We start from the raw sequence: 11,904 nt of genomic DNA, 5'->3' as shown, positions 1-11,904 counted from the left end.
AGGGGCGCAGATGACGGAACGGGGTGTGTCATATCTGGACGGACGGCTGGCGCCGCGCGCGCACGCGGCCCTTCCGGGATGGCTGGCAGAGGGGTTCATGTTCCTTGCCAAGCTCCTGTGGTCCGCGCTCTTCGCCGTGCTGATCCTCGGCGCGATCATTATTTCCCGCCTGATCTGGCAACACGATTGGGTGCTCGCCCGCTACGACGCGCTGGTCATCTTCGTGGTCGCCACACAGATCCTGTTCCTCGTCACCCGCCTCGAAAGCTGGGAGGAGGCGAAGGTCATCTTCCTCTTCCACGTCACCGGCACGGTGATGGAGATCTTCAAGCTCGCCCAAGGCTCCTGGGATTATCCAGAACAGGGCATTCTGGAAATCGGCGGCGTGCCGCTTTTCACCGGGTTCATGTACGCCGCTGTCGGCTCTTTCATCGCCCGTGCGATCCGCATCTTTCACATGCAATTTGCCCCCTACCCGGCCTTCCCTCTCACCTTCGCTCTGGCGCTTGCGATCTACGTGAATTTCTTCACCCACCATTACGTGTGGGACATCCGCTGGGTGCTGTTCGCGGCCACGATCGCGCTCTACTGGCGAACGCGGATCTGGTTCTTCCCGGCCCGGCGTCCGCGCTGGGTGCCCCTTCCCGCCGCCGCTGCCTTCGCCGCGCTGCTGCTTTGGGTGGCGGAGAATGTGGGCACGCTGACCCAGACCTGGGCCTATCCCGGCCAGGGCGCGTTCCAGCTGGTGAATATCGCCAAGTTCGGGTCATGGTACCTCTTGCTTTACGTGAGCTTCGTGACGGTCACACTGGTTCTGCGCGACGCGCTTATCCCCCATCCCGTCCGGCCGACCCCGCGATGATGTGACCGTGGCAGGGGCTGTTCAAACGCGCCCCGCGCGCTAAGCTGCTCGCCAACGCGCCATGGGGGAGCCTGCGACATGACACTGACATACCTGCACACGATGGTCCGGGTAAAAGACCTCGACACCTCCATCGCTTTCTACAAGCTTCTGGGCCTGGAGGAGACGCGACGGATCGAGAACGAGGGCGGGCGCTTCACGCTGGTCTTCCTCAGCCCGCCGGGACAGGACAACGCGGCGGTGGAGCTCACCTATAACTGGGATGGCGACGACGGCCTGCCATCCGACAGCCGCCATTTCGGGCACCTCGCCTACCGCGTCGGCAATATCTACGAGATGTGCCAGCACCTGATGGACAACGGCGTCACGATCAACCGCCCACCACGCGACGGGCACATGGCCTTCGTACGCTCGCCCGACAACATCTCCATCGAGCTGTTGCAGGAGGGGGAGCATCTGCCCCCGGCAGAGCCCTGGGCCTCGATGGAAAACACGGGGCATTGGTAATGCACCGCTGCCTTGGCGCGGCGGCACTCGCCTCCTCCGTGCTGCTTTCCACGGCCCCGGCCAATGCGCAGGAACAATGCCGCCTGGCATTGCAATTGGGGATGGATGTATCGGCCTCCGTCGACGTCGCCGAATACCGGTTGCAGGTCGAAGGGCTCGCCTCCGCCCTGCTGGACCCGACGGTGATCGAGGCATTCCTGAACGGCCCCGGCCCGGTGGCCCTGTCGATCTTCGAATGGTCCGGACGGTTCCAGCAAGACGTGCTGGTCGACTGGACGATGATCACGTCCGAGGCGGAGCTTCTGGACATCGCCGAGCGTCTGAACGGCTCCGAACGGGGCAGCGAGGATTTTCCGACCGCCCTTGGATACGCGCTCGGCTTCGCGGCCACGCGGTTTCGGGAGGCCCCGGCCTGCCTGTTCCAGACCCTCGACATCTCCGGTGACGGGCAGAACAATGACGGCTTCCCGCCCGCCGCCGCGTTCGAGCATTTCGCGTTTGACGGGATCACGGTGAACGGGCTCGCCATCGGCGGGGCCAGCCGCGAGATCGAGGATTACTACGCGGCTGAGGTCATCCACGGCCCCGGCGCCTTCGTGGAATACGCGCTCAACCACCGCGACTTCGCCGAAACCATGCGCCGCAAGCTGGAACGCGAACTGCGCTCCATGATCCTGGGCGATGCCGGGACCTATCCAAACGTGTTCTAGGCGATAAGGCCCCGCGGACCGGCGGCGTTACTCCACCACCAGCATCGCCGCCCCGACACGCCGCCCCTCGGCCAGCAGCACGTTATAGGTGCGGCACGCGGCGGGCGAGGCCATGACCTCCATCCCGATCCCCGCCGCATCCAGCGCGCCGCGAAACGCGCGTGGCGGATGCGCAATCTCCTTGCCGGTACCCACCAGGAGGACGTCGATCTCCGCCGCGGCGGCCAGGATCGGCGCGGCGTCCTCATAGCCCTGCCACAGGCCCGGACCGGATGGCAGGAGCAGGACCGAGCCTTTCAGAACCTCACCGCCCACCCGGAAAAAGCCGGGGCCGTAGCCGTCCACCGGGCGGCTGTCGTCAAACTCGACTTCGTTCATACGCATGGCATCATCCCCATAAGGGCAGGCCCATCACGCCCGCCGCCCCGATCAGCATATAGGCCGCCCCCTTGTAGATACCCGCCCGCTCCGGCGCGAACAGCTGCGCGCCGCTGAACGTCCCCGCCGCATAGGGCAGCAGAAGGAGGATCCCCAGCCAAACCGCAGGCCCGTCGATCAGCCCCTGCAACCACATCATCGGCATCATCAGAAGCGAATTGAATGTCAGGAAACACGCCAGATTGCCCCGCGTCACCGCCACCGGCTGGTCGGAGCCGAGGTTGAACAGGATCACCGGCGGCCCGTTCAGCCCCGTCGATCCCCCGGTGATCCCGGCCAAGGCGCCCACGGCGGCGCGGAGCGGCGTGCCACCGCGCAGGGGCACCTTCCACCCCGCCAGCAAGGCCGCCAGCGTCACCAGCGTCAGGACACAGACCGCCGTGCGGATCGTGACCTCCGGTGTAAACCGCAACAGCGCGATCCCCAGCGGCATCGTCAGAAGCGACATGCCCACCATCAGCAAGGTCTGCGACTTGTCAGCGGCGGCCCACGCCCTGGGGATCACCGTGACGAGGGAGGCGAGCGCGGACAGGGAAAAGGCCGCGATGGCCAGGGGCGGCGGCAGAAAGATCGCGGCCAGCGGCATGAAGATCAGCGCCGACCCGAAGCCCGCGAAACCGTAAACCAACCCTGCCAGGAAAGAGGCCGCGCAGACCCAGATCAGCCCCGGCGTCGCCAGGGCCAGATCCAGCGCCTCAGGCATCCACGTTGGCGAATTGCGTGCCGCCGGGGCCACCCGCGCCGCCGCCGTCCGACGGCTTGGACCAATCGCGCTTCACCCCGATCATCAGGACCACGTTCTTGGCCACGTAGATCGACGAATAGGTGCCCACGATCACACCCCACGCAATCGCGAAGACGAAGCCCCGGATCACGTCACCGCCCAGAACGATCAGCGCGATTAGGGCGATCAAAGTGGTGCCGGAGGTCATCAAGGTCCGGCTGAGCGTCTCGTTGGCGCTGAGGTTCATCACGTCGCGCAACGCACGCTGCTTGTACTTGATGAGGTTCTCGCGCAGACGGTCGAAGATCACCACCGTGTCGTTGATCGAATAGCCCACGATGGTCAGCAGTGCCGCGATCGTGGCCAGGTCGAACCGGATCTGGAACAGGCTGAAGACGCCGATGGTCAGGATCACGTCATGGATCAGGGCCGCGACCGCACCCACCGAAAACTGCCATTCAAACCGCAGCCAGATATAGATCAGGATCGCCCCGAGCGAGGCCAGAACCGCGATGATCGCCGTCTGGATCAACTCACCCGAAACCTTGGGCCCAACGGATTCGACGCTGGGGAATGCGATGCGCTCATAGGTGAAGGTGGAGCCTTCCAACGCGGGAAATGCGCTACCGACCGCCTCGTCGACACTCGCGATGGTTCCCAACGGTAGTCCTTCCGGCAGGGAGAACCCGACACCATTCTCGCTGGGCGTTGCGTCCAAAGAAAGCGACGCAATCGCCTCCATTACTCCGGCGGTGGTCAGACCTGCGCCACGAAACCGCATCGTAAGCGGCCCGCCCATCGCAGAGCCCAATGCTTCCTCAATATCGCGAATTGTGTCGCTGGTGACCGCCTCAACCCCCTCCTGCGCCTGGATGCGGACAGTGACGACAAACTGATCCTCGTCGAAATTCGGGTCGAACACGCGGGAGATCACGACATCACCAAGATCCAGCTCGTCCAGCGCCGCGCGGTACTCGGCCACATCGACCTCGACCGTCGCATCGGTGCGGATCGTCGTGCCGCCCAAGAAGTCGATGCCGAAATTCAGGCCCACCGACAGCCAGATCGCCAGCGACGCGATCACGGCCACGATCGAGGCACCGAAGGTCGCGCGGGCGTATTTGAAGAAATCGAAGTTCGTTTCCTGTGGGACCAGACGGAGTCTCATGGGCTCATACCTCGATCGTTTTGGGGCGGCGGCGCTCGAACCAGATGATGAGCAGCAGGCGCGTGACGTAGATGGCCGTGAAGACCGAGGTGACGATGCCGATCCCCAGCGTGACGGAGAAGCCGCGCACCGGGCCGGAGCCGAGCACGAACAGGATCGTGGCGATGATGAACGTGGTGATATTGGCGTCGATGATGGCCGAAAGCGCCCGTTCATAGCCCAATTCGATGGCGCGAGCCGGGCCTTTGGCCGTCTTCAGCTCCTCCCGGATACGCTCGAACACCAGCACGTTGGCATCCACCGCCATACCGATGGTCAACACGATCCCCGCGATACCGGGCAGGGTCAGCGTGGCCCCGATCAACGACAGGACGCCAAAGATCAGCCCCACATTGAGCACCAGCGCGATGGAGGCGAAGACCCCGAACAACCCGTAGCTTGCGACCATGAAGATCAGGACGGCGGCGAAGGCCACCATGGCCGCGATCTGCCCCGCCTCGATGGAATCCGCGCCCAGTTCCGGCCCGATCGTGCGCTCTTCCAGGAATGTCATCTCCGCCGGCAACGCGCCCGCCCGCAGCAGGATCGCCAGTTCGGTGGAGGATTCCACCGTGAATTCGCCCGAGATCTGCCCAGACCCCCCGGTGATCGCCTGCCGGATCACCGGGGCGCTGATCACTTCCTCGTCCAGCACGATGGCGAAAGGCGCGCCCACATTGGCCGCGGTGTATTCCCCAAAGGCGCGCGCGCCGGTGGGGTTGAACCGGAACGTGACGACCGGAATGCCGGAATTGCCATCGAAGGATGGCTGGCTGTCCACCAAATCGTCCCCCGTCACCACCGGCGTTTCTTCCAGGATGTAGAACGTGTTGGGATCGTTGAGGTCCGGCAGCACGATCTGGCGGGCATCCACATCCTCGTCCATGCTTCCCGCGCGGCCCACGACCGGGTGGAAGGTCAGGCGCGCGGTCGTGCCGATCAGGTCCTTCAATTCCTGCGCCGACCCGATGCCCGGCACCTGGATCAGGATACGGTCCGCACCCTGGCGCTGGATCGTCGGCTCCCGCGTGCCGGCCTCATCGACGCGGCGGCGCACGATCTCGATGCTTTGCTGCATGGTCCGGTCATTGGTGGCCGCCTGCTCGGCCTCCGAAAGGGCAATCGTCAACACATCGCCATTGCCCACAACGTCCAGCGTCTGTTCGGCCAACCCGGTCAGGCTGACGACCGGCTGCGACAGGGCGCGCACGGCAGCGACGGCTTGGGCCATCCCCTCGGGCTGACTGATACGGACCTGCAGATTGCCGGGGGCCGCGTCGATCCGGCGGATCGTGCCCACCTCCGCACGCACATCGCGCAATGCGTCCCGCACTTCCGGCCACAACGCATCCATCCGCGCCACGTAGACGTCCTCGACGCGCACCTCGGCCAGCAGATGCGCGCCGCCCCGCAGGTCAAGGCCCAGGTTCACCAACGTCGCGGGCAGGTAGGATGGCCACAACGCCTCCTCCGCCAGCAATTCGTCGGTCTCGATCCCGTCGCGCTCCATCGTGGCCACGGCATCATTGTGCCGCTCCACCCGCTCGTAGAAGAAATTCGGCATCGCGAAGCTGAGGCCCAGGACGATCAGGAAGAGGATCATCAACCGGTTCCAGAGCGGGATTTGCAACATGTCGGATACGCCTCGGGCGGGGGAAGTCAGTCAGGTTCGGATGTCGCACCAAAGGTGCGCGTTGTTTGTCGCACCAAAGGTGCGCGTCAATCGCAATGCCCCAGGCGCCGATCGTGGCGCCCGAAGCGTCAATCAATCATTCGCCGGTTCGGTCTTGGACCGGACCTGCGCAATCGTCGGGCGCAACACGCGCACCTTGATGTCCTTGGCCAGCTCGACCTCCACCTCGGTGTCGTCCTTGACCTTGGAGATCTTGCCGATCAGCCCGCCTTGCGTGACCACCTCGTCGCCGCGGCGCAACGCCTCCACCATCGCCTGATGCTCCTTCACCTTCTTTTGCTGGGGGCGGATCAGGAAGAAATACATGATCACGAGGATCAGGATCAGCGGAATAACCTGGCCGAAGGCTTCCATGGGCGGGGTCCTTTATGTGGTGACGCCACCCGTGCCGGGCAGCCCTGTTGAAAAGTTGCGGCACCCTAAGGGTGCGGTGGGCGGAGTGCAACGGGTGCTGGGGGTCAAATGGGCGCGGGCGCGGCGGGGTGCAAGACGTGGGGCGGGACTTGTCCCGGAGCGTGGCACAGAAGCCCCGCCGCGGGTGGGCCGGGGACTGTCATCCGACGCTGGTTCGGAGCACTTTATCCCAGCCAAGCCCCCCCAACCAACGAAGGACGCACCAAGCCCAACCAAATCGACAGGCCATCGGACGGCCCGTCGATGGCGGGACGGGCAAGCCCGCTGTTAACCCGCCCCAACCCGGCCTAACCGCCCCAAATCGCGTGAGCCTCAGGAGTGCACCCCCTGCGCATCCCGCAAACGCCCTCTTTTCCCGCCCTCCCCCCTCTGGCATACCCGCGCCACACGATCCCAAGGAGGGCCAGACCCATGCACGACATCCGCATGATCCGCGACAACCCCGCCGCCTTCGACGAAGGCCTCTCGCGCCGTGGTCTCTCCGCCCAATCCGCCGCGATCCTCGCCATTGACGAGGCGCGCCGTGCCGCCATCACCGCCGCTGAGACCGCCCAGGCCGACCGCAATGCTGCGTCCAAGGACGTGGGCAAAGCCAAGGCCAGTGGCGACGAGGCCGAATTCGAACGCCTCCGCGCGCTCGTCTCTGAAAAGAAAGACGAAATCGCCCGCCTGGAGGAGGAAGCGAAAGCCAGGGACGCTGAGCTGACGACCATTCTGGAGGCCATTCCGAACCTGCCCTACGACGACGTTCCCGTGGGCGCGGACGAAGACGACAATGTCGAACTCCACCGCCGGGGCACGCCCCGTGACTTCGACTTCACGCCGGTTGAGCATTTCGACATCCCCGCCGTCAAACCCGGCATGGATTTCGAGACGGCGGCCAAACTCTCTGGCAGCCGCTTCGTTCTGCTGTCTGGCGCCGTCGCCCGCCTCCATCGCGCGCTGTCGCAATTCATGCTCGATGTCCACACCCTTGAGAACGGCCTGACCGAAGTGAACGCCCCCGTTCTTGTCCGGAACGAGACGATGTACGGCACCGGCCAATTGCCGAAATTCGGGGAGGACAGCTACGAGACGACCAACGGATGGTGGCTCATCCCGACCTCCGAAGTCAGCCTGACCAACATCGTCGCGGGCCATACGATCAGCCACGATTACCTGCCCCGCCGCTATACCGCCCATTCCCTCTGTTTCCGGTCCGAGGCCGGCTCCGCAGGCCGCGACACGGCGGGTATGCTGCGCCAGCACCAGTTCGAAAAGGTGGAGATGGTCTCCGTCACCCACCCGGAGAAAAGCGACGCGGAACAACAGCGTATGCTGGGATGTGCCGAGGGTATCCTGGATCGGCTGAACATTCCCTACCGGACGGTTGTCCTCTGCACCGGCGACATGGGTTTCGGCGCGCGGCGCACCTACGATATCGAGGCATGGTTGCCCGGTCAGAACACCTATCGGGAGATCTCCTCCGTCTCCACCTGCGGGGATTTCCAGGCGCGGCGGATGAATGCGCGCTTCAAGCCCGAAGGCGGCGGCAAGCCCGAATTCGTCCACACGCTCAACGGCTCCGGCCTCGCCGTGGGTCGCTGCCTGATCGCGGTGCTGGAAAACGGGCAGGAGGCGGACGGCTCCGTCACCCTGCCCGACGCGCTGCACTCCTATCTCGGCGGCAAGACCCGGATCGCGCCGGACGGCACCTGGGCGTAACGCCCCCGGGAGGCGCAACCCTGCGCCCCCGCCCCACTCGATCCGACCATGCAGGGGAACCCATCGCCGCATTGCAGCGTTCACACGCCATGACCTACATGCACGTTCCTCCGCAAACCGATGCCGAACGCGACCGCGCGCGCCTTTGGGCCATCTTGTGCCTTGTCGCGGCCGTCGCCTTCGCCATCGTCCCCTTCTTCGCAAACCCGTTTTCCGGGTTCGAACCGGGGCAGTTCCCGGTCCCCGTCGATACTCCGCCGATCCAGCCCGCCGGTTGGGCCTTTTCCATTTGGGGCGTGATCTATGTCTGGCTGATCGCGTCGACCGGCTACGGCCTGTTCCAGCGTGCGGACGACGCGCGGTGGGCGCCGCACCGGCCCTGGGCATTCGCGTCGCTTGCTGTAGGGGCGGCCTGGATACCCGTTGCCAACGCCTCCCCCGTCTGGGCCACGATCCTGATCCTCGTGATGCTTGTCACCGCGCTGGTTGCGATGGCCAAGGCCCCGGTGGTGGAGCGGGGGTGGGCGCGCTGGCCGCTCGGCCTCTACGCGGGCTGGCTGACGGCGGCGTCCTTCGTGTCGCTGACGAATTTGGCCGCCGGTTACGGTCTCGCATCGGCGGAGCTTGCCAGCTGGATCGCCCTGCCCCTCGCGGTGCTGACCGCCGCGGCGATCACGTTGCGGCACTGGACACCGACCTACCCCGCCGCCGCGGCGTGGGCCGCGATCGGTATCGCCTTCGCCAACTGGCCCTCCGGCTTTGCATGGGGTGCGGCGACCGGCGCGGTGCTTCTGGCGGCCCTCGTCTCGCTGGCCCTGGCGCGCAAGCTCTGAGCGGGCGCGCGCCAGCCGCCCCACACCACCGCTTGCCGCCCCCACGCCCCCGCGCTACACCGCGCCCATGCGTATCCTCATCACCAATGACGACGGCATCAACGCCCCCGGCCTGCGGGTTCTGCATGCCATCGCAGCCGATCTTGCGGGGGATGAGAATGTCTGGATCGTCGCGCCCGCGTTCGAGCAATCGGGCGTCGCCCATTGCATCTCCTACACCCATCCCACGATGATCTCCGAATTCGGGCCGCGCCGCTTCGCCGCGGAGGGCTCGCCCGCCGATTGCGTCCTTGCGGGCCTGCATGATGTGCTCAAGGACAACCCGCCGGACCTGATCTTGTCGGGCGTGAACAAGGGCAACAATTCCGCGGAGAACACGCTCTATTCCGGAACCATCGGGGCCGCCATCGAAGGCGCCCTGCAAGGGTACAAAGCCATCGCGCTGTCGCAATATTACGGGCCGGGCAACATCTCCCTCGATGATCCGTTCGAGGCCGCCGCCGCCCACGGGGCCGATGTCGTGCGCAAGATCCTTGCCGCACCGGGTGCCTTCGCGCGCCACCCTTACAAGACCTTCTACAACGTCAACTTCCCCCCCGTCCCCGCCGCCGGGGTGAAGGGGACGCGCGCCGTGGCCCAGGGCTTCCGGGAAAACAATACGGGCTTCGGTCTGCGCGCGGATATCGCGCCCAACGGGCGTAAGTTCCTTTGGGTCACGGGCGCGCCGCAAAACGTGTCCTCGGGGGCTGATACGGACGCGACCGTCAACCTCGACGGCTACATCTCCGTCACGCCGATGCATGCCGACCTGACCGCCCATGAGGAGCTTGCCGCGCTGAAAGCCGCAGTGGAATGACCGACCCGGCGGGCATCACACCGGAACAGAAGATGCAATTCCTGTTCCAGCTTCGCCAGAAGGGCGTGATGGACAGCCGCGTGTTGACCGCCATGGAAAAAACCGACCGGGGCGCTTTCGTGCGCGGCCATTTCGCCACCCGCGCCTACGAGGATATGCCGCTTCCGATTTCCTCGGGGCAGACGATCAGCCAGCCCTCCGTTGTGGGGCTGATGACCCAGGCGCTCGACGTGCAGCCCCGCGACACGGTGCTGGAGATCGGGACAGGCTCCGGCTACCAAGCCGCGATCCTCAGCCAGCTCGCCCGCCGCGTCTACACCATCGACCGCCATCGCAACCTCACGCGGGAGGCGGAGGTCGTGTTCACCCGGCTCGGCCTTGTCAATGTCACCGTGCTGACCCGCGACGGCTCCTTCGGGCTGCCCGATCAGGGGCCCTTCGACCGTATTCTCGTGACCGCCGCCGCAGAGGATCCGCCAGGCCCGCTGATGCAGCAGCTCAAGGTCGGCGGCGTGATGGTCGTGCCCGTGGGCCAATCCGACACTGTGCAATCGCTCATCAAGGTCACGCGCAACGACGCCGGCTTCGATTACGAAGAGATCATGCCGGTGCGCTTCGTGCCATTGATGGAGGGCATCGCCCGCGATTGATCGGGCGCGCATCGACACCACGTGCGGCGTCCCGGTGGCAATCCGCCGCCCGCACACATGCAACGGTCCGCGCCCCCTTCCGAAATTCCCGTTTCCGGTGTAAACTGCGAAAAAAAGCGGGCGATACGCCCCAGACTTGAGGAAGGTTCGAGCGCAATGCCCCTCCACGCTCCGAGTTTTATCGCCCGCGGCCTGTCGCTTCTGGCGCCCCTGGCCCTTGCTGCTTGCGTGGGCGCGCCCGCCGATTGGGATTTCGATTTCCGCCCCAATGCGCCGCGCGGCGAACCCGTGATCGCCGACCGCCCCGATCCCGACAGCCGGGGCCTGATTTCCTATGACAGTTACCAGGTGGCTGTGGCCCGCCGGGGCGATACGGTGGGCGATGTCGCCGCCCGCATCGGCCTGACGGCCGAAGAGCTTGCCACCTTTAACGGGCGCGCTGCCGGTGACGAATTGCGCGCGGGCGAGGTGTTGGCCCTGCCCCGTCGCGTGGATGGCGGCGCCCCGGGCGGCGGCACCGACATCGCCTCCATCGCGCAAGGTGCCATCGACGCGGCCGAGACGCGCGGCGGCACAACCGGCACCGCGCCCCAGACGCCGGGCGGCGTGGAACCGGTGCGCCATCGCATTTCGCGCGGGGAAACCGCTTATTCCGTGGCGCGCCTTTACGGCGTGTCCGTGCGCAGCTTGGCGGAATGGAACGGGCTTGGCCCCGATCTGGCCGTGCGTGAAGGCCAGTACCTGCTGATCCCCATCGTGATCGAAACCGCCCAGGCCCCCACCGCCACCGCGCCCGGCGACAGCGTGGCACCCCTGCCGCCATCGGCCGCCAATCCGCTGCCCGACGGGATTGAAACGGCAGCCCTTCCGCCCCTGGAAGGCACCGCGACCGGCTCCACCCCCGCCGCGGCGCCCGCGCCCGCCGCCGCTCCCCAGCAATCCTCCGCCCGCCTGATCCGGCCCGTCGACGGCTCCGTGCTGCGCGGCTACGGCTCCGGCGGGAACGAGGGGATCGACATCTCCGCCTCCACCGGAACGCCCGTGCGCGCCGCCGCCGATGGCACCGTCGCCGCGATCACCCAGGACACCGACCAGGTCCCGATCCTGGTCGTGCGCCATGCCGACGGGCTTCTGACGGTCTACGCCAATATCCAGAACATCGCCGTGTCGCGCGGCGACCGGGTCAGCCGGGGCCAGACCGTGGCCCAGGTGGGCGGTGGCGACCCCTCGTTCCTGCATTTCGAGGTGCGGCGCGGGTTCGAAGCGGTCGATCCGAACGACTACCTGCCCTAGGCCGCCTTGGCCT

The 11,904-nt window shown here is 66.1% G+C and carries 13 protein-coding genes; 8 read left to right on the top strand and 5 right to left on the bottom strand.

The window, feature by feature from the left end; all coding sequences use genetic code 11:
• Positions 1–10: 10 nt before the first annotated feature.
• The 3 genes from KUW62_RS02615 (at position 11) to KUW62_RS02605 (ending at position 2,079) form a co-directional block, all read left to right on the top strand.
• Positions 11–862: a DUF817 domain-containing protein gene (locus tag KUW62_RS02615; protein WP_224813962.1), complete on the top strand. Its 852-nt coding sequence runs from the start codon at positions 11–13 to the stop codon at positions 860–862.
• Between the two features lie 78 nt (positions 863–940).
• Positions 941–1,369 carry a VOC family protein gene (locus KUW62_RS02610; protein WP_224813961.1) on the top strand — a complete coding sequence of 143 codons (429 nt, stop codon included), beginning with the start codon at positions 941–943 and terminating at the stop codon, positions 1,367–1,369.
• A complete protein-coding gene (locus tag KUW62_RS02605) occupies positions 1,369–2,079 on the top strand; it encodes a DUF1194 domain-containing protein (RefSeq protein WP_224813960.1) in 711 nt (236 codons plus the stop codon). Before KUW62_RS02610 ends, KUW62_RS02605 begins: the two co-directional genes overlap by 1 nt.
• A gap of 27 nt (positions 2,080–2,106) precedes the next feature.
• Here KUW62_RS02605 and KUW62_RS02600 read toward each other — a convergent pair whose 3' ends face one another.
• The 5 genes from KUW62_RS02600 to yajC form a co-directional block, all read right to left on the bottom strand.
• Complete coding sequence (locus tag KUW62_RS02600) at positions 2,107–2,463, bottom strand: Mth938-like domain-containing protein (RefSeq protein ID WP_224813959.1); 357 nt, start codon at positions 2,461–2,463, stop codon at positions 2,107–2,109.
• Between the two features lie 4 nt (positions 2,464–2,467).
• The gene (locus KUW62_RS02595) at positions 2,468–3,220 is read right to left on the bottom strand and encodes a sulfite exporter TauE/SafE family protein (RefSeq protein WP_224813958.1); all 753 of its coding nucleotides are present in this window, start codon (positions 3,218–3,220) and stop codon (positions 2,468–2,470) included.
• Entirely contained in the window at positions 3,213–4,409 is a 1,197-nt protein-coding gene (gene secF, locus KUW62_RS02590) for a protein translocase subunit SecF (protein WP_224813957.1), read from the bottom strand. Before secF ends, KUW62_RS02595 begins: the two co-directional genes overlap by 8 nt.
• Positions 4,410–4,413: 4 nt before the next feature.
• Complete coding sequence (secD, locus tag KUW62_RS02585) at positions 4,414–6,081, bottom strand: protein translocase subunit SecD (protein WP_224813956.1); 1,668 nt, start codon at positions 6,079–6,081, stop codon at positions 4,414–4,416.
• Between the two features lie 132 nt (positions 6,082–6,213).
• Positions 6,214–6,495, bottom strand: a complete 282-nt coding sequence (gene yajC / locus KUW62_RS02580) for a preprotein translocase subunit YajC (protein WP_224813955.1) — start codon at positions 6,493–6,495, stop codon at positions 6,214–6,216.
• A 471-nt stretch (positions 6,496–6,966) separates the two neighbouring features.
• On the opposite strand from yajC, the gene serS reads away from it, so the two are divergent.
• The 5 genes from serS (at position 6,967) to KUW62_RS02555 (ending at position 11,891) form a co-directional block, all read left to right on the top strand.
• Positions 6,967–8,259, top strand: coding sequence for a serine--tRNA ligase (gene serS / locus KUW62_RS02575; protein ID WP_224813954.1), 1,293 nt, complete (start codon positions 6,967–6,969; stop codon positions 8,257–8,259).
• An 89-nt stretch (positions 8,260–8,348) separates the two neighbouring features.
• Positions 8,349–9,092 carry a tryptophan-rich sensory protein gene (locus KUW62_RS02570; protein ID WP_224813953.1) on the top strand — a complete coding sequence of 248 codons (744 nt, stop codon included), beginning with the start codon at positions 8,349–8,351 and terminating at the stop codon, positions 9,090–9,092.
• Between the two features lie 67 nt (positions 9,093–9,159).
• Complete coding sequence (gene surE / locus KUW62_RS02565; protein ID WP_224813952.1) at positions 9,160–9,948, top strand: 5'/3'-nucleotidase SurE; 789 nt, start codon at positions 9,160–9,162, stop codon at positions 9,946–9,948.
• Complete coding sequence (locus tag KUW62_RS02560; protein WP_224813951.1) at positions 9,945–10,598, top strand: protein-L-isoaspartate(D-aspartate) O-methyltransferase; 654 nt, start codon at positions 9,945–9,947, stop codon at positions 10,596–10,598. The genes surE and KUW62_RS02560 overlap by 4 nt, the downstream gene beginning before the upstream one ends.
• A gap of 156 nt (positions 10,599–10,754) precedes the next feature.
• Positions 10,755–11,891: a peptidoglycan DD-metalloendopeptidase family protein gene (locus KUW62_RS02555; RefSeq protein WP_224813950.1), complete on the top strand. Its 1,137-nt coding sequence runs from the start codon at positions 10,755–10,757 to the stop codon at positions 11,889–11,891.
• Positions 11,892–11,904: the final 13 nt, after the last annotated feature.

This window comes from Hasllibacter sp. MH4015 (genome assembly GCF_020177575.1).
Classification (GTDB): Bacteria; Pseudomonadota; Alphaproteobacteria; order Rhodobacterales; family Rhodobacteraceae; genus Gymnodinialimonas.
Note: the sequence above shows the minus strand (reverse complement) of the source record. Positions and strands in the feature narration are given on the sequence as shown.

Bases quoted from the DNA above. Each gene is read 5' to 3' on its own strand.
- secF (WP_224813957.1), bottom strand. From the start codon at position 4,409: ATGAGACTCCGTCTGGTCCCACAGGAAACGAACTTCGATTTCTTCAAA.
- KUW62_RS02570 (WP_224813953.1), top strand. From the start codon at position 8,349: ATGACCTACATGCACGTTCCTCCGCAAACCGATGCCGAACGCGACCGC.
- secD (WP_224813956.1), bottom strand. From the start codon at position 6,081: ATGTTGCAAATCCCGCTCTGGAACCGGTTGATGATCCTCTTCCTGATC.
- surE (WP_224813952.1), top strand. From the start codon at position 9,160: ATGCGTATCCTCATCACCAATGACGACGGCATCAACGCCCCCGGCCTG.
- KUW62_RS02610 (WP_224813961.1), top strand. From the start codon at position 941: ATGACACTGACATACCTGCACACGATGGTCCGGGTAAAAGACCTCGAC.
- KUW62_RS02560 (WP_224813951.1), top strand. From the start codon at position 9,945: ATGACCGACCCGGCGGGCATCACACCGGAACAGAAGATGCAATTCCTG.
- KUW62_RS02605 (WP_224813960.1), top strand. From the start codon at position 1,369: ATGCACCGCTGCCTTGGCGCGGCGGCACTCGCCTCCTCCGTGCTGCTT.
- KUW62_RS02600 (WP_224813959.1), bottom strand. From the start codon at position 2,463: ATGCGTATGAACGAAGTCGAGTTTGACGACAGCCGCCCGGTGGACGGC.
- KUW62_RS02615 (WP_224813962.1), top strand. From the start codon at position 11: ATGACGGAACGGGGTGTGTCATATCTGGACGGACGGCTGGCGCCGCGC.
- KUW62_RS02595 (WP_224813958.1), bottom strand. From the start codon at position 3,220: ATGCCTGAGGCGCTGGATCTGGCCCTGGCGACGCCGGGGCTGATCTGG.
- yajC (WP_224813955.1), bottom strand. From the start codon at position 6,495: ATGGAAGCCTTCGGCCAGGTTATTCCGCTGATCCTGATCCTCGTGATC.
- serS (WP_224813954.1), top strand. From the start codon at position 6,967: ATGCACGACATCCGCATGATCCGCGACAACCCCGCCGCCTTCGACGAA.
- KUW62_RS02555 (WP_224813950.1), top strand. From the start codon at position 10,755: ATGCCCCTCCACGCTCCGAGTTTTATCGCCCGCGGCCTGTCGCTTCTG.